The sequence below is a fragment of the Paenibacillus massiliensis 2301065 = DSM 16942 genome, from assembly GCF_000377505.1.
GTDB lineage: Bacteria > Bacillota > Bacilli > Paenibacillales > Paenibacillaceae > Paenibacillus > Paenibacillus massiliensis.
In genome coordinates, this window is the sequence record NZ_KB898190.1 from 194148 (window position 1) to 216398 (window position 22251).

19 protein-coding genes and 1 pseudogene are annotated in these 22251 nt (G+C 48.6%); 4 read left to right on the forward strand and 16 right to left on the reverse strand.

The window, feature by feature from the left end:
- Positions 1-49 precede the first annotated feature (49 nt).
- Positions 50-989 (forward strand): annotated as a pseudogene (locus D328_RS30685) (IS1595 family transposase).
- A 12-nt stretch (positions 990-1001) separates the two neighbouring features.
- Here D328_RS30685 and D328_RS0113555 read toward each other — a convergent pair.
- From D328_RS0113555 to D328_RS0113590, 8 genes are all read right to left on the reverse strand, one after another.
- The gene (locus D328_RS0113555) at positions 1002-1448 is read right to left on the reverse strand and encodes a DinB family protein (protein WP_018885565.1); all 447 of its coding nucleotides are present in this window, start codon (positions 1446-1448) and stop codon (positions 1002-1004) included.
- 321 nt (positions 1449-1769) lie between these two features.
- Entirely contained in the window at positions 1770-2366 is a 597-nt protein-coding gene (locus D328_RS29105) for a GNAT family N-acetyltransferase (RefSeq protein ID WP_018885566.1), read from the reverse strand.
- 65 nt (positions 2367-2431) lie between these two features.
- Positions 2432-3166 carry a metallophosphoesterase family protein gene (locus D328_RS0113565; protein WP_018885567.1) on the reverse strand — a complete coding sequence of 245 codons (735 nt, stop codon included), beginning with the start codon at positions 3164-3166 and terminating at the stop codon, positions 2432-2434.
- A gap of 60 nt (positions 3167-3226) precedes the next feature.
- Positions 3227-4189 (reverse strand): metallophosphoesterase, encoded by a 963-nt coding sequence (locus D328_RS0113570; RefSeq protein ID WP_018885568.1) that lies wholly within the window; start codon positions 4187-4189, stop codon positions 3227-3229.
- Between the two features lie 19 nt (positions 4190-4208).
- Entirely contained in the window at positions 4209-5024 is an 816-nt protein-coding gene (locus tag D328_RS0113575; RefSeq protein ID WP_026281168.1) for an aminoglycoside N(3)-acetyltransferase, read from the reverse strand.
- A 253-nt stretch (positions 5025-5277) separates the two neighbouring features.
- On the reverse strand, positions 5278-6033 hold the full coding sequence (gene sdhB / locus D328_RS0113580) for a succinate dehydrogenase iron-sulfur subunit (protein ID WP_018885570.1): 756 nt from the start codon (positions 6031-6033) through the stop codon (positions 5278-5280).
- Between the two features lie 83 nt (positions 6034-6116).
- A complete protein-coding gene (sdhA, locus tag D328_RS0113585; protein WP_018885571.1) occupies positions 6117-7862 on the reverse strand; it encodes a succinate dehydrogenase flavoprotein subunit in 1746 nt (581 codons plus the stop codon).
- 84 nt (positions 7863-7946) lie between these two features.
- Entirely contained in the window at positions 7947-8615 is a 669-nt protein-coding gene (locus D328_RS0113590) for a succinate dehydrogenase cytochrome b558 subunit (RefSeq protein WP_025680175.1), read from the reverse strand.
- Positions 8616-8865: 250 nt separating this feature from the next.
- Here D328_RS0113590 and D328_RS0113595 point away from each other — a divergent pair, with 250 nt between their 5' ends.
- Positions 8866-9771 (forward strand): LysR family transcriptional regulator, encoded by a 906-nt coding sequence (locus tag D328_RS0113595; protein WP_025680176.1) that lies wholly within the window; start codon positions 8866-8868, stop codon positions 9769-9771.
- A gap of 143 nt (positions 9772-9914) precedes the next feature.
- Here the strand turns inward: D328_RS0113595 and D328_RS0113600 are convergent, their stop codons facing one another.
- The 4 genes from D328_RS0113600 to D328_RS0113615 all read right to left on the reverse strand — a co-directional run bounded on the left by D328_RS0113600 (position 9915) and on the right by D328_RS0113615 (position 12990).
- Positions 9915-10409 carry an imm11 family protein gene (locus tag D328_RS0113600; protein ID WP_018885574.1) on the reverse strand — a complete coding sequence of 165 codons (495 nt, stop codon included), beginning with the start codon at positions 10407-10409 and terminating at the stop codon, positions 9915-9917.
- 148 nt (positions 10410-10557) lie between these two features.
- Positions 10558-10740 (reverse strand): hypothetical protein, encoded by a 183-nt coding sequence (locus D328_RS0113605; RefSeq protein ID WP_018885575.1) that lies wholly within the window; start codon positions 10738-10740, stop codon positions 10558-10560.
- 184 nt (positions 10741-10924) lie between these two features.
- Positions 10925-11590, reverse strand: a complete 666-nt coding sequence (locus D328_RS0113610) for a potassium channel family protein (protein WP_018885576.1) — start codon at positions 11588-11590, stop codon at positions 10925-10927.
- A 59-nt stretch (positions 11591-11649) separates the two neighbouring features.
- Positions 11650-12990, reverse strand: a complete 1341-nt coding sequence (locus tag D328_RS0113615; protein WP_018885577.1) for a TrkH family potassium uptake protein — start codon at positions 12988-12990, stop codon at positions 11650-11652.
- Positions 12991-13766: 776 nt separating this feature from the next.
- Here D328_RS0113615 and D328_RS0113625 point away from each other — a divergent pair.
- A complete protein-coding gene (locus tag D328_RS0113625) occupies positions 13767-15455 on the forward strand; it encodes a CPBP family intramembrane glutamic endopeptidase (RefSeq protein ID WP_018885579.1) in 1689 nt (562 codons plus the stop codon).
- Here the strand turns inward: D328_RS0113625 and uvrC are convergent.
- The 4 genes from uvrC to D328_RS0113645 form a co-directional block, all read right to left on the reverse strand.
- The gene (gene uvrC / locus D328_RS0113630; RefSeq protein WP_018885580.1) at positions 15427-17580 is read right to left on the reverse strand and encodes an excinuclease ABC subunit UvrC; all 2154 of its coding nucleotides are present in this window, start codon (positions 17578-17580) and stop codon (positions 15427-15429) included. The two genes, D328_RS0113625 and uvrC, sit on opposite strands and share 29 nt — an antisense overlap.
- 455 nt (positions 17581-18035) lie before the next feature.
- Positions 18036-18350, reverse strand: coding sequence for a thioredoxin (trxA, locus tag D328_RS0113635; RefSeq protein WP_018885581.1), 315 nt, complete (start codon positions 18348-18350; stop codon positions 18036-18038).
- 110 nt (positions 18351-18460) lie between these two features.
- Positions 18461-19411, reverse strand: a complete 951-nt coding sequence (gene dnaI / locus D328_RS0113640) for a primosomal protein DnaI (protein WP_018885582.1) — start codon at positions 19409-19411, stop codon at positions 18461-18463.
- An 81-nt stretch (positions 19412-19492) separates the two neighbouring features.
- A complete protein-coding gene (locus D328_RS0113645) occupies positions 19493-21007 on the reverse strand; it encodes a replication initiation and membrane attachment family protein (RefSeq protein ID WP_026281169.1) in 1515 nt (504 codons plus the stop codon).
- A 422-nt stretch (positions 21008-21429) separates the two neighbouring features.
- On the opposite strand from D328_RS0113645, the gene hemQ reads away from it, so the two are divergent.
- Positions 21430-22197, forward strand: coding sequence for a hydrogen peroxide-dependent heme synthase (hemQ, locus tag D328_RS0113650; protein WP_018885584.1), 768 nt, complete (start codon positions 21430-21432; stop codon positions 22195-22197).
- The last annotated feature ends 54 nt before the right edge of the window (positions 22198-22251 follow it).

Below are 22251 nucleotides of genomic sequence, written 5' to 3' on the forward strand. Positions count from 1 at the left end.
GATATTTGATAATAACGAACAAACGTTCCATAACATAGGCAATATCACTATTCGGAGATGGTTTACCTATGGATTTAAAGGAACTGAAAAGCTTGCTACTGCCTTAAACGATAGCGAAAAACGAGAACTTGTTTACTTTTTGCAGACTCGAACGACGTGGATTGCTAATCAAATACCGGCAATTGATGAAATTCAAGAGCAGAAGCACAAAGATGGGCTTGTTTGTCCGCATTGTAAAAATCATTCTGTCTTGCGATTTGGAAAGTACGCTGTAAAAACATGCACTGGAGAGGTTAAACGTCAACATTACCGTTGTAAGTCCTGTCGCCAAACGTTCAATGACCTTACAAACACCCCTCTTCAACGCACGAGAAGACCTCATATTTAGGTTCGTTTTATTGAATGCATGATTGAGGGCTTTTCTCTGAGAAAATGTGCAGAGCAGTTAAACGATGAAGTCACGCATGTTCACCAAACGCAAGCCACGTAAACGTGGAGGTAAAGCTAATTATTGTGGTATAAGCCACGATCAAGTGTGCGTACTGGTTGCTCGTGACCGTCAGAAAATGACCTACTCTGGTGTGCTTGGGCGTGGACGTATTCGAACTACATAATTGGACGAAGCAATTGGCGGTCATCTCTCCGACTCAAACGTGCTATGCACTAATTCGTGGAGGGCATTCAGTTCCTATGCGAATTCAAAAGGCTTGGCTCATTATCGATTCAAGCCCGACGGAAAACAGCGTGTGAAAGGCATATACCATATCCAAAACGTAAACAGCTACCACAGCCGCTTGAAGAAATGGATGGATCGCTTTAATGGTGTTGCAACGAAATATTTGCAACATTATTTGGCTTGGTTTCGATACTTAGACAGCAAGGAATATGAGAATACCGCATCGAATAAGAAAAATATGTTGGTCAAATCGTGCTTGTTTACTGTAACCGACACGAATACCAAACTTCGGATTTCTGCTTATTCTTGTTAAGCTAGCTGTCAGTTATGTACTAAAAATTTGTTCGAGATGGTGTTCCAAGTGCTCAACATAGTCTTTTATAAGCCACTCTAACGTAACAAGTTTTTCTTCACCAATGTCGCATAAATACAGCAACTTGTCTTCAGGAATGTTTGCAATGACTTCAGCCACTTGCTTATTCAACATAACCCAAAGAGCCAAAATATGATCAATACTTAGGTTTTGGTAATTCATGAGTTCCACCCAATGATTCTGGGCGTATTTTAACACTGAGTAAGGTTGAGATTCATATTGAGAACGCACAAATCGTTGTAAATTAGTAAGTGCGGAGTCACACAGATGCCCTAGTATTTCCTTTTTTGACCAACTGTTTGGTCGGGTCCGAATAGAAAAATCGAGTTCAGAATAAGTATGGATTCTGGATGGAACATCCGTAATCCTAAAATTAAGATGTTGTAAGATGGCTTCCATGGTATCTCCTCCAATTTGTTTTATAGATTGTACCAACACTATTATTGTGGGTCAACAATTGGTTATTACGTGCAGGTAATTCTTAAACAAACGGGTACGATAGCTAATGAACCGCCTTTCAACTGAGGCGGTTTTCTTATGGTCAAATATCAACATTAGAATTTAACATAGCCAACAAAAAAAGTGGACCCGAAGCTTCGGGTCCCAAAATTTATAATATTCAAAAGGGGGTCATGTCATCATTGTACCCGTTGTCTGTTAGAGTCTTTTTGCATCTATATTTCAATTGTGTAACAAAACATAACGATAAGAAATCAGAGCTCAATATCGCGCTTGGTGAGTCCCCTCATTCGAAGTGATGAACTCCTCCGCATTGATGCCATAAACCTCTACGATCGTGCCTTCGTTTCCGATACCGTGATAGCCTAGCTTACGATCCAGCTTCATTCCGTTCTTCAGCAGCACACGTGCCGAAGCTCCGTTCTGCTCATGGCATCTGCCCTCGACTCGTTTGAAGCCCAGATTGCTAAAGCCCAGAGCTAGCCACTCCTTCACGATCTCACTTGCCAGCCCCTGCCCCCAATAGTCCCGCTCCAGAATATAGCCAATCTGCACCTGACCATTCCGCTCATTCCAGTGCTGATATGAGATCAGCCCAATCACCGTCTCATGCTCACGGAGTGTGATTACATAATGTAAGGCCTCCAGAGCGGCTGCGCTGGTATGGATTTGCTGTACAAGTCGAAGAGCCCGTTCCTCAGGTGGCTTGTTATTACGATTGACATATTGGACTACGAGCGGGTCTGACAGCAGCTGCCTCAGCCTGCCTCCATCCTCTGGACGCAGCTTGCGCATTCTGGTCCTTGCTGAATATAGCTCGGGAAGTGAAGCACGAATTGTCTGTTTCGTCAGCACCATATTACCTCCTTGGGTACCTCCGGTGGGCGTCCACAGCCTGACATTCATATCGCGGGACCGGAAGCTTAATCCTGCAAGCCTCTGTATATGGCAGTCCGTAATTCTCTGATGTAATAATTCAATGATGGCACCTTGGCCTCTTCAGCCTGTCTTACAGCCAGTTCAATATCGTACGGGACTCGAATGAACTGGATCGAGAAGCCTTCCCGTGTAGTGTCTCCTATATGCCCCTCCAGGATACAATACGAAGCCTCCGTCATATCCAGCGGATTGCCCACACTGCCTACATTGAATAAAGTTCTGCCGTGCAGGTGTTGCAGAAATGCATTATGTACATCTCCATACCCCACGGTATCAGGTTCGAAACGGCTGTCTTCCTGCTCATCGGGTGTTGGATCGAACATCCCCATTCGACTTTCAGCGGAATCCCACGGTTGTACCCGGTGGTAGACGCTCTGCGGAGAAGCATGGACAAGCCGAATACGGCGCCCACTCATTAGAAAATCATAATGGAATGGCAGCTCCCCTAGCTCACGAACTCGCTGTGGCCCCAATAGCTTCGCATGCCAACTGAAGTTCTCGTCCGATTCTCGTCCGATAAGCTCATCCCAGTTCCCTCTAATCATGATCCTGCAGTGCTTACGTGCACTTTCAAATACCTCTACAGGGTTCGGCCCTTTACCGACCAGATCTCCCAGGCAGTAGATTTCCGTAACCCCTCGTACAGATATATCCTCCAGTACTGCATTCCATGCAGCCAGATTGCCGTGCAAATCCGAGACTATAGCAATTCGTTGCATCCTGATTCCTCCTTCATCTCTAACCTCGCTGAACGAATTGCACCCTGAGCACTCCAGACGCTACACATCCTGTCCTCTTCGGAGCGTAAGCACCGTAAGCTCAGGCGGACACAATACCCGGACAGGCAGTTGGGTCATCCCGATACCTCGATTTACGTATACTGGCATCTTACGCTCTCCTACGCTATATAGCCCCTGCACGTACTTGCGTCCACCAGGTGGAGTCTTGAGCGCACCAAGGAACGGGGCCCGAATCTGCCCTCCATGGCTGTGCCCAGACAGCTGCAAATGAATGCCAGCTTCTGCAGCCTGATCTGCAAAATCAGGCGCATGCATGAGCAGCAGCTTGAACATGGTGGCTGGAATCCCTGCTATGGCTCTAGACAGATCCGGCTTGCTAAGCAGCAAATCCTCCAGGCCAACAATAGCTAATCGCTCTCCGTGACGCTCAAGGATCTCGTGTTCATTTTTGAGCAAGCGAAATCCAGTATGCTTATATAATGCCTGCACTCCTTCGGGTATACCCCGATAATCATGATTACCTAGCACAGTGTACTTCCCCAGCGGGGCCTCCATTGCAGCCAGCAAGGGAAGGTAGTCCTGCATGGAATCAGCATAATCATCGACAATGTCACCCGTGAAGCACAGCAAATCTGGCTGAAGCTGTCGAATAGCCTCTGCCATATTGTCAATATGATCATCATTCGTAAAGAAGCCCAGATGCATATCGCTGAAATGCACGATACGCATACCATCAAAGCTACTCGGCAGCCCCGGGAAGCTGAGCGACAACCGGGTAATCTCCAGCCTGTGTGGCTCCCAGACACTGGCATATCCGCCCGTCAGCAGGGCCATACCTACCGCCGCAACAGCCCCCTTCTTCAGAAAGCTTCGCCGTGTCATCTTGAGCTCTCCAGAGGCTACTGTCGGCCCAGATGTCATCTCATCCAGACCCTGCCTAGTATCTGTAGCTTCCTTCTCCCTATCCGACTCAGGCCTCCCTGCATGCGGTTTATCCACCATATGCATCAGGCCTCCTTATTTATAAAGTTCGGTTGACCGGTAGCCATGCTTGAGCATAATCGACTAACACCCGCTGTCGGCCCAAGAAACAGGATGCCTGACCGATCTCCATACGCCGAGCCTCACCTGGGTAATCCCGCTCAAAATCTGCCCCCAGGCGGTCAAAATCATCTGACGTAATATTGATATCCCGACGCTTAACCCATTGCTTGTTCCCCTGCTGTAGCACAGGCGCCAGAAGCTCCTGCTCTTCTTTCCCTGCATAATCCGTCCTGTACTCTGCAAGATGCAACGAGGTATTACTGTCATGTCCGCAGCCTAACAGTAACACATAAGCATCGTTCTCATACATTCTTGCCAGTGGAGAAGCCTCGCCAAGTGCAAAATCAAGACTGTGCTCAGCTAGCAAGGCCTCTGCAAATGGACCTTGAGCAGCAAAGGAGAGCTGGGGATGCATGCTACGTATCACTCCAGGCAACAGCCGAAACAGCTCGGCGACTCGCCCCATGCCATTTGTAACCGTCAAGTATGGATCATAAGCCGGCATCTCCTCGCGGATCAGATTCCACCATTTCGGATCTGCCGGAGGAGCCTGCCATGTTGCAGGATCTGTCAGATCACTCGATTGCGTCGGCATGACCAGCGTTCCTTGCGGCCCCAATGCGAGTCGGAGCGCCGTAATGACAGTGCTCGCGTCGCCTGGAATATATCGTCCGAAGCTGCGCAGCGAAGTATGTACGAGCAGTGTCATGCCTTCACGAACACCCAGATTATGCAGGGAACGCACAAGCTCCGTCTGCGTAAGGGGCTGCTCAATGATCATGTTATGAGTCATACGCTCAATTCCTTTCAGCTTGCTGTTCAAACCGCTATTCACCTTAAATCATGGAACAGCAGGCTTAAGAGCGTTCGACAAGGCTCACCGCTTGCGGCGACTCTATACTCAGCTGTAATCTGATTAAGGTACTGGGTCGTTTTTATTACACGTAGTATATCATAAGCCGGAAGTCTATTGAAAAAAAACGCTCCCCGCCAGACAACTGCTGTGCAGTTCTCATGACAGGGAGCATTTCAAGGATGCTGTACCGTTACACCGTCAGCCAACGCTTAAACATGTGCTTGGTCGTTTCCTTGTTCATTTCAGCAATTGAAGTTGTCAATGGAATACCTTTCGGACAAGCGCGTACACAGTTCTGTGAGTTGCCGCAGCCTTCGATTCCACCAGCCTCCATGAGCGCCTCCAGACGCTCATCCTTGTTCATCTCACCTGTAGGATGACTGTTGAATAGACGAACCTGAGAGATCGCCGCAGGTCCAATGAAGTCTGTCTTCTCATTCACATTCGGACAAGCCTCCAGGCAGACGCCGCAGGTCATACATTTGGACAGCTCATAAGCCCATTGTCGTTTCTTCTCATTCATTCTCGGACCGGCACCCAGGTCGTAGGTACCGTCGATTGGAATCCATGCTTTTACCTTCTTCAGTGCATTGAACATCCGTCCACGGTCAATGACCAGATCCCGTACTACAGGGAAGGTGCTCATCGGTGCCACCTGTACCGGCTGCTCCAGTTGATCGATCAACGCCGCACAAGCCTGACGCGGCTTGCCGTTAATCACCATGGAGCAGGCACCACATACCTCCTCCAGACAGTTGGATTCCCAGCATACTGGTGCTGTATCGCCCCCTGAGCTGGTGACTGGATTCCGCTGAATCTCCATCAGAGCACTGATGACATTCATGCCAGAGCGGTAAGGAATCTCGAACTCTTCCTTATACGGTGCCGACTCCGGCTGATCCTGACGGGTAATGACTAGCTTAAGCGTTTTTTTCACATCGGCCATCCTATTTCATCCTTTCCTCCGGCTGCCCGTTAATATAGGCGCAGACAGACCGGGTAGTCGTCACTTCAGCCATCTTGGCCGAATTATTTGCTCTTGGAATAGTCACGTACACGCGGTGGAATGAGAGATACGTCCACAGGCTCGTACGAGATTTGTGGCCCTTCCGGAGTCCAATCCGCAATGGTCGTCTTTAGGAACCCTTCATCATTCCGATCCGGGAATTCCGGCTTATAGTGTGCACCACGGCTCTCATCACGCAGCAGCGCACCCTTGGTCATCGCCTCTGCCAGCTCCAGCATATTCCACAGCTGACGTGTGAAGGCTGCGCCGGTATTGTTCCAGCGCGATGCGTCATTGATGTTAATTTTGCGGTAGCGCTGCTTGAGCTCCTTGATTTTGTTGATCGTCGCTTCGAGCTTATCGTTGTAGCGCACCACTGTCATATTGTTGGTCATCCACTCGCCAAGCTCTTTATGAATGACATAGGCGTTCTCGTTACCATCGTTGGTCAGAATACCTTCATATTTATCTACCTGCTGCTTGCGTTGCCCCTCGAATACAGAGGAAGCTACATCGCGAGCCGATTTCTTAAGCCCCTTGATGTACTCTACTGCTTTCGGGCCAGCAACCATGCCGCCATAGATAGCTGATAGCAAGGAGTTCGCGCCGAGACGGTTCGCACCATGATACTGGAACTCACATTCACCAGCAGCGAACAGACCAGGAATGTTCGTCATTTGATTGTAATCTACCCACATCCCACCCATGGAGTAGTGAACCGCAGGGAAGATGCGCATGGGCAGCTTGCGTGGATCGTCACCGACGAATTTCTCATAGATTTCAATAATTCCACCGAGCTTGACGTCCAGCTCTTTGGGGTCCTTATGTGATAAGTCCAGATAGACCATGTTCTCGCCGTTAATTCCGAGCCCCTGATCCACGCAGACACTGAAGATTTCACGAGTTGCGATATCACGCGGAACCAGGTTGCCGTAAGCCGGATATTTTTCCTCCAGGAAGTACCAAGGCTTACCGTCCTTATAAGTCCAGATCCGCCCACCTTCACCGCGAGCCGACTCGGACATCAGACGCAGCTTGTCATCACCAGGAATGGCCGTTGGGTGAATCTGGATGAACTCACCATTTGCATAGCGTACACCCTGCTGATATACCGCGCCGGCAGCAGTTCCGGTATTAATGACGGAATTCGTCGTTTTACCGAAAATAATGCCAGGGCCACCGGAGGCAAGAATAACGGCATCGGCTATAATGGTCGCGATCTCCATCGTCTTCAGCTCCTGAGCCACAATACCACGGCAGATCCCCTCATCATCAATAACAGCCTGAAGGAATTCAGAGTTCTCGTGCTTGGTGACAAGTCCTGCTGCTTCCCAGCGACGTACCTGCTCATCCAATGCATACAAGAGCTGCTGCCCTGTCGTAGCACCTGCAAATGCAGTACGGTGATGCTGAGTACCACCAAAACGGCGGAAATCAAGCAGACCCTCAGGGGTACGGTTGAACATAACACCCATACGATCCATGAGGTGGATAATACCCGGTGCCGCTTCGCACATCGCCTTAACTGGTGGCTGATTAGCCAGGAAATCTCCCCCATAGACGGAATCATCGAAGTGAATCCACGGGGAGTCGCCCTCACCTTTGGTATTTACTGCTCCGTTAATACCGCCCTGCGCACAGACCGAGTGTGAGCGCTTGACTGGTACCAGCGAGAATAGGTCTACGTGAACGCCTGCTTCTGCCGCCTTGATGGTCGCCATCAAGCCAGCGAGACCGCCGCCCACGACAATAATATTGGATGCTGCCATGAATTCTCACTTCCTCTTCAGTAATACTTGCCGATGAATCTTGTTATGATCATCTACTATGATGTAAACCTCTATAATCCATTCTTAGCTGTACAGAGCGGAAATGGTATTCAGCAGAGAGGTTGCCTCACTGAATTCAGCCCCACGGAACGCAAAGAGTGTCGCAATGAACATGACGGACATCACTGCAAATACTCCCATGCAAATGAAAGAGGAGACACGTTGAGCACGTGCACCTACTGTAATCCCCCAGCTAACCAGGAAGGACCATAGTCCATTGGCAAAGTGAAAGGATACGGCCACTACACTGATTGTGTAGAGGACGAACGATACAGGATTGCTCAGAATAGCATACATCTGGCCGCCAAGCTGCTCATGCGTAATGTTGCCCAATGCCACCTGCACTCGCGTATCATACACGTGCCAGATAATGAAGACGAAGGCAATGACGCCTGTAATCCGCTGTACCAAATAGCGCCAGTTGCGCTCATACCCGTAGCGATTCACATTCGGCTTCGCCTGGTAGGCAATGTATAGACCATATACACCGTGGAACAGCATCGGTAAATAGATCATTACGAACTCCAAAACCAGGATCAGCGGTAGACCATTAATGAAAGCCACGCTCTTGTCAAAGCCTTCCTTGCCGTTCTCTACTGCGCTGAAATTGGCGAGCAGGTGATTCACAAAAAACAGGCCCAGTGGAATGATACCAAGCAAAGAGTGAATCTTGCGGGAGTAAAACCCTTTCATATGCATTGTTCCCCTTCCCAAAAATAGCGTTTTCAAATTCTATATTTATCATATCTCCCAAGAGGAGTTTCGACAAATTGTTCCTAAACCTGACTGATTAACTGTGAACAACTTGTGTCACTTTTTATGTTACTCCTTTTCATCTTATAATGGAATTGCAATATATTTATTAATTGTTATAACATTTAAGCATATACCCGTTAAAACTAAGCTGTGGTTGGTTGATTTAGACGAAAAGGAGCTGGTAGCCCTGTTTGAGGATATGAGTGCGTTTGCCGTCGTTGTAGAGCAATCGAGCCTGAATAAGGCTTCAAAGCTATTAAATTTATCACAGCCTGCCCTGTCACGAAAAATAGCCAAGCTGGAGGAGGAACTGGGAGTCAAACTGTTCGACAGACGCGGTAAGCGGCTGGAATTAACTTCTACCGGTCGCTTTGTCTACACCTTCGCGCTGGAGCAAAGACAGCGGCAGCTTCGCTTCCTGAACAAGCTGTCGCAATACAAGCAGGAGGGGCAGAGCGAATTGACGCTGGGTGCAAGTCTGACGACGATTCAGACAACCCTGCCTACGCTGATGGAGGCTTTCATGAGCAAGCACCCCCAGACTGAGCTGAAGCTACTGACCGGCAAGACGCATGAGATCGTCGGCTTTGTGCGGGACAAGAAGGCAGATGCCGGCATCGTAGGCTCCTCCATTGAAGAGCCCGGGCTGAGCTGTGTCCCACTCTTCGATGATCATCTGATGCTGGTCGTCCCTGTCGGGCACCCGCTGGCCGCACAGCCGGGACCAACTGGAATGGCTGAGTTGCAAGGACTACCGATGATTTTCTTCTCCAAGGGAACGTGGTATCGTCGCCTCACGGACGAGCTGTTCCAGCAGAGTGGCATTATGCCGGACATTCGCATGGAGATTGATTCCTTCGAAGCGATCGTGCGCCTACTGCCTACCTGCAAGGCAGCCGCATTGCTGCCCAAATCCTATCTGCGCAAGGAGCTGGTACGGGATAGCGGCCTCGTAGCCGTGTTCATGCCCGAGTTGAAGGAGACTCGGCGAACAACCTGTCTCATCTACGCTGAGACCGTCGAGCATGGACCGACTGCCAGGCAGTGGATTAGCGAGACACGCGCTTCCTTTGCTGGGTACCGGATGATCTGAAGCACGATTGTAACTATCCGAAAAGAAAGCTGAATCTGAGAAAAATACAGATACAGCTTTCTTTTCATAGAAATGCTATTTACTTCAATAACTCACCTAAACGGGAGCCGAGAAACTTGCCAGAGCACCTCTCCAAGTTCTGACTACTCACCTCGTTCGACTTCATGCCACTTCAAATCCAAAAGAATTGGAGGAATAAAAATCAACTTGGCAAAATCGTAATTAAGGTCATAGGTTAAGTTCCCCACCAGCAGCTCCTTGCTTGCATCCTTTTTCAATTTCCAATGAGCACTAGCTACGGCTTTGCCTTCATTAAGAAGCTTCATAGCTGTATCCCAATCCATTTCGACTCCCTTATTCTTCTCCAATTCAGCTAAATAATGCTCATAACGCTCCTTCTGAGCAAGCTCGTCTGCTTTTGTGAACTCGGAATCCCATACCGGGATGAAATCTAATCCTTTCAGACCCGCCTCTAGCACAGCATCACGAAACTCATCTGACACATATACACTAGTTCTTACTAATTCAGGTATCTTGAAAATATGTCTTTTCTCCGTACGCAGCATTTCTTCTTTGAAGTATAAGCTATGATAAGAAAACAAAATATCATACTTAATTTCCGGATCAGAATTCTGCATGATCCACGCAGTCCAATATATTGGTTACATTACAGAAATAAAATTGATATTTATCATCTATTAACGGTAAAAATTCTACTAAATCCGCGATTAATGGCTCAAGAATTGTGATTGAACGTTCATGAAAAACATTCATAGCAGGTGCATATCAAGGAAAGTCAATTGCTTTGTTTTTATCTGTTTTATAAATTACTTTTAAAGGTTTCCATGTATCCTTTATAGGTTGTCCCCTTGATATATTACCAAGTATTTCATCAATTTCTGGTTTTGTTCCGTCTTCAATGTCAATCATTAAAGCATTTAATCCTGTAGCTAACTGCCAAATCTTCATTTTTTCCCTTCATTTTTTTGTGAATTTCATTGTCAAAATTTAATTGTACAACCAAAAAAAGCTGTGATATTGTTGCTATCTCCAGCAACAATATCACAGCCGTTTGAAATACTAAATCATATATTTGTAAAAAAAGTTAAAAAACATCCACGAAAGCACTGCTATTGAAGATAAATCTACATCCTTACTCATTAACGACCTCATCCTCGAAGCGCTCCAGATTATCATTGCTTCCGATGACGACCATGATATCATCCTTTTGCAGTCGATCCATGGCCGTAGGCGCAATGCGCACCCCCGCAGAGGTATGAAGGGCTACGACCGTGCAGCCGAAACGGGTGCGAGAATTCAGGTCTGCCAGTGTCATATCATGAAGACAAGCGGGTACCTTGAGCTCCACAATGGAGTATTCACCTGATAATTCCAGGTAGTCCAGCAGATGCGGAGTAACGAGCTGATGAGCCACCCGTATGGCCATGTCGCGTTCTGGGTATACAATACGATCCACGCCCAGCTTTTCCAGTGCCCGTCCGTGCAGCTTGGAGATGGCTTTGGCTATGACCGTCTTGACTCCCATTTCCTTGAGCAGGATCGTAGTCAGAATGCTCATCTGAATATCGTTGCCGATCGCTACGATTCCGCAGTCAAAGTTCCGTACCCCAAGGGAACGAAGCGTCTGCTCATCGGTGGCATCAGCCACAACCGTATGCGTCAGCAGCTCACTCATCTCATCTACTGCTTCCTCATCTTTATCAATGCCCAGTACCTCACAGCCCATCTCCATAAGCTGTATTCCCAGATTTGCGCCGAACCGTCCCAGTCCAATGATGACATACTGCCCTGTTTTCATGACCTCTCCGTAACTCTCCTATTCTTAACCCATGATGAATTTCTTCTTAACGTAACGAATCAACCGATAATCATCTTGCCCTCAGGATGTCTATACAGTTCTTTACCCTCGCGGCGACCTAATGCATACGCCATCGTAATCAGTCCGACCCGGCCAATGAACATTAGCATAATAATTAGCATTTTGCCGACGTCCGTGAGATCCTGAGTCAGTCCCATACTAAGCCCTACCGTCCCGAAGGCAGATGTAGCCTCGAACAGAATCATCAGAAAATGATGGTCCTCCGTCGTAGACAGGATCATCGTCGCTCCAATGACTATGAACAGGGCCAGCAGCACTATGGATAGAGCCTTGAGAACACGCTCCTGTTCGAGCCTGTAACGAAAGAACACGATATCCTCTCTTCCTCTAATCATAGCCCATACGGCACCCAGCAGCAGCACGAACGTAGTCGTTTTGATCCCACCTCCAGTTGATCCCGGAGAAGCACCGATGAACATTAATAAAATCATGAAAAACTGCGTAGCCTGCTCCATATTCGCAATATCCAGTGTATTTGCACCTGCCGTCCGTGTGGCCACAGACTGGAACAGGGAAGCGAGAAGCTTACCTCCCCCATCAAGACGGCCAAGAGTAGCGGGATTGACGAATTCGAAGATCAAAATAACCAGCATCCCTACCAAGATCAGGGCAGGAGTCACTGTTAGCACCACTTTGGAATGGAGAGACAGACGTCGTTTGCTCCGATATTCCACCAGATCAGACAGCACAACGAAGCCTAGTCCACCAGTGACAATCAGAAAAATCGAGATCAAATTAGTGAAGGGGTCTGCTACATAGCCGGTCAGACTACGGAAATCTCCGAAAATGTCGAACCCCGCATTGTTAAACAAGGATATCGAATGCCAGATACCGAAATACAAGGCTTGCCCCAAGGGCATGTCAAACGCCCAACGAATCGCGAATAGAACAGCGCACACCGCCTCAATCGTCAATGAGTAGATAATCACCTTGCGAATGAGAGCAACAATCCCCTCAACAGAGGTCTGGTTCATCGCCTCCTGCAGGATTAGTCTCTCCTTATAGGAGATTCTGCGCTTAAATACCAACGCTACAAGCGTAGCCATCGTCATGAAGCCCAGCCCACCGATCTGAATGAGTACTGCAATGACGATCTGACCGAATATGGTAAAATGAGTGCCTGTATCTACAACGACCAAGCCTGTAACACAGGTGGCCGAGGTAGCCGTGAACAGCGCATCCAGAAATGGCAGGGGCTCTCCCGATGTATTCGCAATAGGCAGCATCAAGAGCAATGTGCCCAGAAATATAATAAGAGCGAAGCCCCCAGCCAGAATACGGGGTGGCGATAATCTGAATTTTTGAATGTGAAGCTGCATGCCGACCTCCTCAAGCACAATTATCCCAAGTAGCCCCAAACCTATCCTCGTTCCCCCAGCTGACGAAGTGAACAAAAGGCTGAGCATAGGACGAACTACTCATAGCATTTCTTCTTTCAACGTAAAACATAATAAAAACATTTATCGTTGTACTTCACAGAAGACAGACCGCATTTAGCAGTAGTTTTTATTGCGATTACTGAATTGTTCAGCTCCACTGAAACTTGGAAATTCTGTAATCTTAATAAAAACATTTATCGTTGTAATTTCACAGAAGACAGACCGCATTTAGCGGAAGTTTTTATTGCGATTACTGAATTGTTCAGCTCCGCTGAAAACTTCTAAATTCTGTAATCTTAATAAAAACATCTATCGCTGTACTTTCACAGAAGACAGACCGCATTTTGCAGTGGTTTTTCTTGCGATTACTGAATTGTTCAGCTCCACTGAAACTTAAAAACAGACATTTATTTATTACGTACAGGATGTATTGTTGGATGCATAGTTGGATTAGCATACAAATTATAATCGTTCCTCCTGCACTTCACAAAGGGATTTTCAGTGAAATACTGCAAAATTTCTGCAAATCTCGGTAAAACCCTGACCTTTTTGCGGATTCACTGCTGATTATTGTGTTTCTCATACATTCTTGCTGGAGCATTCTATTGATGACGAAGTACATTTGGAGCACATTTATTGTAGTAACGCTTGCCTTTACTGGCGATTCAATTTCATCTTATGTTATCTTAGAATGGTGTACATAAAGGAGGTATTAGATGAATCCTGTTGGGAAACCAGCCGTGCTCAAGGCTAATTTCAAGCTTCTGAGCCTGCTTGGCGCCATTGGCCTGTTCATATTTTTGCTGCTGCAGGTCATCCTGCCGACACTGGCTGGCAATCAAGAGCTCGTCCCGAAGAAGACCATAAGTGATCAAGAGGCTGTCTCTTCAGCTACTACATTCATCAAAGAGACACTCGGTTATCAGGTAGAGACCCCGGCGAATCCTCTGGTCACCTACCGTGCTCATTCCGATCTATATGGGTATCTCATGAAAAATGAGTTGTTGGCGGAGTACAACCGAACTTGGGTGTCCGAATATCCTTACGATCTGTTCCGTGTTCATATCCCATATGATGATATCAATGCTACGCTTCGTGTCGACCTGGATATGGTCACGGGTAAGGCTGTAGGCTTTGTCGTCGATCGGGGTACCCCTTCATTTATGGCCGAAGGCGTACTGGAGGATGAGACCAGTGATACGATGCTGCGTTTTGCTGAAGGTAGCATTTCCCTAGCAGACAAACAGGCTGAGGCGAAAGCCGTCCTCACCGATATGGGCTATGATCCTGCTACGCTGGAGCTACTCACGAGCGACGGCGACACTGGGCTGCTCTATCGGGTTACTAATCATCAGATTGGCGAAGCACCACTTGAGCTGAAGTTCTTGTTCGAGAATGGTAAAATTCGATCCTTCGAGCCCATGTTCGTGGCACCGAAGCTGCACACAGATTATGTGAAGCAGCAGACAGCGCAAGCGAATTGGATGTATTATATCGGATTTGCCCTATTCACCTTTGTATTAGGCGTTTTGGCCATTGTGTATAGTATTGTGAAGCGCAGCTTTACCTCTTTTGGCAGAGGAATCGTGCTGAGCATCGTCTATTTCCTGGCTTCCATGATCAGCTTCTTCAACATGCTTCCCGTCTTCCAGAGTGAGAGCACAAGCTCCTTCATGCTGGTATTTCTGATTATCTTCCAGACGATCATTACGATTGTTATGGCTGGGTCGGTCTACTTCTCATTAGTCGGGGGCAATGCACTGTGGCGGGAGCATGGATGGAATCCATGGCCAAGAGCGAAAGAGCCAGGTTACGGGCTCTACGTCCTGCGCAGTATGTGGGCAGGTTACTTGTGGGCGTTCATATTACTGGGTGTACAGTCCATCATCTTTGTGATTCTCGGCATGACGATTGGTACCTGGTCGACGACGGACGAGACTCAATCGCCTTTTAATATGACCTATGCGTGGGTACTGCCCATTATGGCCTGGATGGCCGGCATTGGTGAGGAAGCGGTCTATCGTTTCTTCGGAATTGCCATGGTAAAAAGAATGGTCCGCAGCACCTTGGTCGCCAGCATCATCACATCACTGATCTGGGCCTTCGGCCATACGCTGTATCCAATCTATCCAGTCATTACAAGACCGATTGAGCTGTTATTCATCGGACTGTTGTTCAGCTTCATTTTCCTGCGTTATGGCTTCATTACTGTCATGTTCAGCCATGTGGTGTTCAACAGCATACTTATGGGCATCAGCCTGATGACGATGGGGCAGTTGTCCAATGTAACCGCTGGCGTGGTCGGCATCATATTGCCTGCCATTGTCGGGTATATCGTGTACAAATATAATCCTACACAAAAAGAGAAGTCGTATCCTACGACTCCTCCTGAAGGGCAGCTATAATCGTAGCTGCCAGCTTATCCCCTATAGAGAGAGGCCGGAAGTCTTCGACGCTGGCCTCTCTTATTTTTTTGATCGAGCCAAAATGCTTGAGCAGCATCTTCCGACGCTTCTCTCCAATCCCCGGAATCGAATCGAGTCGCGAGGTGACCATGGATTTGCCTCGTTGTTCGCGGTGGAAGGTAATTGCAAAGCGGTGGACCTCCTCCTGAATCCGCTGCAGCAGGTAGAATTCCTCGCTGTTGCGTGGCAGCACGACTGGCTGTGGTGGATCACCGAGCAGTAGCTGAGCTGTCTTGTGTTTGGAGTCCTTGACGAGTCCACTCACCGGGATGAACAAGCCAAGCTCATGGTGTAGCACATCAATCGCTGCAGCGATCTGTCCCTTACCGCCATCGACAATGATCAGGTCTGGCTGCGGCAGATTCTCCTTCAGCACACGCTCATATCGTCTACGAACAACCTCGCGCATCGTCTCATAATCGTCTGGTCCCTGTACGGAACGGATTTTGTATTTGCGGTATTCCTTCTTCTCTGGCTTGCCATCCACAAAGACAACCATCGCTGATACCGGGTTCGCTCCCTGAATGTTGGAGTTATCAAACGCCTCAATTCGGTACAGCGTCTCCAGTCCGATCGCTCGTCCCAGATTATCAGCAGCCTTGGAGGTTCGCTCCTCATTGCGTTCAATGAGGCGGAACTTCTCGTCCAGCGCGACTCGCGCGTTATCCGAAGCCATACCTGTCATCTGCTTCTTCAGGCCGCGCTGGGGAATATGCACCTTGACTCCGAGCCATTGTTCCAGTGCCGAGGCAGCTGTGCTTGGATCATCGAGACCTCCGGTCAGTGCGGGGGCTTCTTCAATTGCCTCCAAAGCCTCTGACGAATTCAATTCATAGGATACAGCTGCCTCATGGATAGATGAACCGTCCTGATCAGCAGATGGGCTCGCTGATTCCAGCGCCGTTATGTTATCCGCTGCTGGTGCAACTCTCGTCTGCAATACAGCCGAATCCTCGTCATTACCTAGGACAGGCGTTACCTCCTGTGATAATGCCTCCCCTCTTGCTTCAGCCTCTCCCTCTGCTGCGGTCTCTCCTCTCACTTCGACTACGGGCTGCTCGGTCTGCTCCTGCTCAGTCTTTGCCGCATGCTCGCTCAAGACGGGTAGCAGAATCTCCTGCGGCAGAGCCGGATTGTCACTATAATATTGGGTCACGAAGGACACAAAATCACTGTACGCCTCTCCATAGAAAGGAAAGGAGGACATGTGCCGCCCAATCATTTTTCCTTTGCGAACATACAGAATCTGCACGCTCATCCAGCCTTTATCCACAGCATAGCCGAAGACGTCACGATCCTTGGTGTCAGCCGTCGTAATCTTTTGCTTCTCCATAATCGCATCAATGCTGATAATCTGGTCGCGTAGCTCCTTTGCACGTTCAAAATAAAGCTCCTCGGCCGCTTCCTCCATCTTGCGCTGAAGCTCCTTCTTGATCTCCTCATGACCGCCACTCAGAAATGAAGCAATCTCTTTGGAGATATCCTCATAGGTCTCTTCGGAGACCTCCTGTACACAAGGGCCAAGACATTGATGCATATGGTAGTAGAGGCATACTTCCTTTGGCAGCACGCCACATTTGCGTAAAGGATACATTCGGTCTAGCAGCTTCTTCGTCTGATGGGCCGCATAGGAATTGGGATAAGGGCCAAAATATTTAGCTTTGTCCTTCAGGACACGGCGTGTGACCTCCAGTTTGGGATGACGCTCGTTGGTTATTTTGAGATAGGGAAACGTCTTGTCATCCTTCAGCAGGACATTATAACGAGGCTGATGCTTCTTGATCAGGTTGCACTCCAGAATCAGTGCCTCCATGTTGCTCGCCGTCACGATGTATTCAAAATCACGAATGTCGGCTACCAGGCGCTGGGTCTTGCCATTATGGCTCCCACGGAAATAAGAACGCACCCGGTTCTTCAAAATCTTGGCCTTGCCAACATAGATGATGGTGCCTTCCTCATTCTTCATCAGGTAGCACCCCGGCTGATCCGGCAGCAGCGCTAGCTTATGGTTGATGCGTTCTAATGCCTTTTCCTGCTCGCGTATTCGCTCTGCATGATGTTCCATGGCGCAGGGTCTCTCCTTCCAAGCTGATTCACTATATCAATATAAATTGAACTGAACATGTTAAGATTTCGGGTCCGTGCAAATGCGGTGAACGTTTGAACCTTCGGCCACTGTTGTCTCCAGGTTTCTTCCATATAAACGGCCTATAGCCGTGGAAATCCAGAGACAAAGGCGGTCGCTGTCGCTCCTCCAGTTCCAAACTTCCCCTCCGTTACTTGCCCCCTTATCAATTTTACAGTTCAACCTATATAAAATCTTATATCGTCCTTCATAGTATATCATGATCCGCTGCTTCTCATGGCTTCTTCTCCTGCCTTCTACTCTCGGCTGTTTCTCCCGACTTCTTCAGCAAGGCAGAGATCAAAATCAAAAACGCCCCCGGCATATACCGGAGGCATTCGTCAGTAATATTGGCAAGAAACGGTACGTCCGAATCGGACAACCGAATCATGTTATTACTGGTGTTTGGACAGCATGTTCTTGAGTGCTTCCTTGGAGTTCAGGCCTACCACTTTATCGACAGGCTGTCCATCCTTGAACACGATCAGAGTAGGAATACTCATCACGCCAAAACGGGAAGCAGACTCCGGATTATCATCCACGTTCACTTTCGCAATCTTGACATCCGACACTTCAGAGGACAGTTCCTCCAAGATGGGTGCCAGCATTTTACAAGGTCCGCACCATGGCGCCCAAAAATCAACCAAAACGGTTCCTTGTCCTTCCACCTCAGTATTGAAGGATTGATCGGACACGTTAACTATAGCCATTGGAAATTCCTCCTTATAGGAAAGTCATATATATTATAACCTCGAATGTCTGTGGCGACACCTTACGATTATAGCATACCACTAATTCAAATGTAAGTAAACTGTGGCAATTAAGACCCACGTTGATTCGTACCCTTGACCGTGATGACATCTACGAATGGCCGGATACGATCCATCAGCCGCTGTCCCTTGTACACTTCCTCGCCATCCTTGCTCGTGAAGCTGAGATGCTGCTCCAGGCCAGCTAATGAATAGTTGGAGGTAAAGAAGGTCGGCTTGCGATTCATCCGATAATTCAAGATGGAGCCAAGCACATGATCACGTACCCACGGACTCAGATTCTCGGCGCCGATGTCGTCGAAGACGAGCAGATCACAATTTTTGAGCATATCTGTCGTCTCCTTCAGCTTCTGACCATCCTGGAACATGGACTTGAGATCCTCCACAAAATCAGGCATGTACACGATGACTCCATTATAGCCGGACTTGGCCAGCTCATGCAGCATATAGCCTGCGAGGAAGGTCTTGCCTGTCCCGAAGGTACCCTCCAGGTAAAGCCCGCGCGGAGTTAGTCCTTGCGTCTTCACCTCATTAATGTAAGTAAACACCCGACTCACTGCCGGCACGCGCTGTAGATCCTTACGCGAGATCTCCACCGCATCATAGCCCTCACGCAGCGCTCGCTCATCCACGTAGAAGCTACGAATACGCTGCTTAACCTGCTGCTCATGCTCACGGGCCAACTGGAGGTTGCAGGGCGTACGGCTGTCTACAATCTGGGTGCGCCCTTGAGCCTCCTCTACCATGAGATTGCAATAATGGCCTTGAAAATCATTCGGACAATGCTCAAGTCCAGGACATTGGGCACAATTACTACGATCTCGCATGTATTGGTACAGTCTACTCATATTCAGACGCAGCAGCTCATCATCCAGCTCTGGATGCGCAGCACGGAATTCCTGCACCAGCGGGTGGTTCATCACCTGCTCGGTAATATTTCGTGACCGCTGCCGGAACGACGGGTTCTGCATGTTCTGCAGCAAATCACCTAATGATTCCATACCTTGACCTCCCTTGCGATCATTACTTCTATATTCATTGAACTTTGTACGTTAAAGTACGTTCACGTAGATTCACTTGCCTTACAAATTCGACTTTTTGCCAGACTGCATTTGCTCCGCCATGCGTAGCAACTCCTCCAGTTCTTGCTCGGATACAGGTGTCTCTGCCACCTGATCCTGAACAATTGGAATCGAGGGCTTGCCTGAAGCCCCCTTCACGGACCGCGGACGCTGTCCACCACCACTACTGCCCCCAGTTGACTTACGTCCTTTGACTTTGGATTGGTCTCGAATATACTGGACGGCCTTCTCATAAGAGTTCACCTGCTTGACGAGCATATTGGAGGCTACCGTCTCGACGAAATTCCGGTTGATGCGCTGATCACTTCCGGATACCAGCATGGTCATTAGATAATGAATAAGTACATTGATCACTTCACCAGGAAGCTTGTAGCTCAGATCAATCTTTTCGAATATATCCAGCAGATTGCCCGGGACTGTCCCCGGAAAAAACGTCTGTAATAAGCGATAGTAAGGCTCATTGCGGAGCATCATATTATATTGATGGATATCGCACTTGCCCTCGAATTGCGGAGGCACTTCTACATAATATTCCATCTCGACCGCTTGCTCGGCAGGCGGCTGTGCGGTCTCCTCTTCCACGCCTTGCCGCAATGCGATGACCTTGGCAGCCTTCACCTGCTGGTCCTCCATCCGCTTCTTGGCTTGTCTGAACTGAAGCTGTGCATGATACTGCAGCCGATCCAGCACAACCTCCCCCTGCTCCGTGAAGACATCCTCTTCATCCAGCAGGCGGCTTACATCCTGAGCGCTCAGATCATATTTGTGGGCCACATATTGTACCACACCGAATTGCTCATAATCAAAGCGCAGGCGCTCAACATGCTTGCGGTTCACCGATTCTCGTGGAAAACGCAAAATCATGTCTGCATAATTGAGTTCTCCGGCCTCATCCGCCGAAGCCCCCTTATGGCGAGACACCGCTACCTCAGACAAGGCCTGCTCCAGCTCATAATCAATGACATGGGTATTCAGCTCGAATATATCGTAAAAGGGGACTGAAATGTTCTCTTTATTGTGAAGCATCTGCTGCCAGTCGGCCGTCTCCTGACTCCATAGCGATGCACGCAGTGACAGGACGGCGAACTTGCCAATCTTGTCTCGCAGGAGCAAGGTCAGATGCTGTGTACGGAAAAATTCCGAAGGGGATAATGGCTGCTGTAGCTCATATTCATACATATAATCATCCGTGTCCGGAGCATACATTCTGGACGTCTGCAACAGTCCGACAGCTTCAAGCTTTGATGTCTGTTCAATCAGATATTTGCGTCCCTTCTCGCTCGGCTCCAGGCCTAGCGTCAGAAAAAGACCGCGCTGCTGCTCTACAGGCGAGTAACCGATCTGTCCAGCCGGAATTTGCTGGGACAGCAACTGATATAGACTGACAGCAAACGCTCCTACCATCGGCTGATATACCTTGCTCAGCATGATCTCATCGACATGCCCAAGCCCGAACTCGCGGTATACGCAGTATCGGTGGTGCTCCGTAAAATGCAGCAGATTCTTCATGCGCATAGTGTGCTCTTCCTTTCCTTGCATCACCAATCTCCAAGATGCCTTACTATTCTATCATACTTGGGCCGCTGATAAAGACGGAAAATATACGGATATATGCGAGGATTTCACGATCATCTTCAACCTACTTCGCCCTTAGGCGCAAAATCGGAGGATTTGATCATCGGCATGAATTTTACTGGCATCGTCATTTGCTCGTTTCGTTTCTTTTGCGCTACAATAAGATGAAGCCAGTCATTCCTTGCAGGATGCTGGTAGGTCAATCCACATGCTTATCCATACAGATTACATAGGCAGGAAATGATCCTGCAAACGTCAAATGACAGCACAGGGCCGCAATCAGAACAGCCGGGTATCCTATTCGTAGCGATCACCGACTCTTCCTTCGGCTCTTGCTGATTCAGCAAAGGAGTGTACGTAGAATGAATCAACCTGTAGCACATACGAATGAGGCCGCTGCAACGCTGGAGGGCTGGTACGCCCTTCATGATTTTCGATCCATCGACTGGACGGCCTGGAAAGCAGCCGATGACGAGGAGCGCGCTGGAGCACTGGACGAGCTGCGTGAATTCATGGAGGAATGGGGAACGACGGAGGCCGCTGGACTGGGCAGCTCCGCTTTGTACACCATTGTTGGTCAGAAGGCCGACTTCGTAATGATGCATCTGCGCGAGACGTTAGAGGATCTGAAGACGCTGGAAAATGAATTCAATAAGACTACCTTCGCCAAATATACGACCAAGGCTTATTCTTATGTCAGCGTCGTAGAGCTGAGCAATTACCTTGGTGGCAAGGACGAGGACCCGATGCAGAACCCTCAGGTTGTAGCCAGACTGAAGCCAATTCTGCCGAAGAATCGCTACATCTGCTTCTATCCGATGAACAAGAAGCGCGAGCTTGCTGACAACTGGTACATGCTATCCATGGAGGAGCGCCGCACAATGATGCGCAGTCATGGATTAATCGGCCGCAGCTATGCTGGCAAGGTGAAGCAGATCATTACTGGCTCTGTTGGCTTTGACGATTGGGAATGGGGCGTAACGCTGTTCTCTGATGATGCTCTTCAGTTCAAGAAGCTGATCTATGAAATGCGCTTCGACGAGGTGAGTGCGCGCTATGGCGAATTCGGTTCCTTCTATGTTGGCAGTGTGCTTAACGCCGAGTCCATTGAAGAGATGCTGAAGCTATAAGCAGCCCGGAGTAATTCCAGGTAACGGCTCACATATAAACAAAAAAAACAAGCC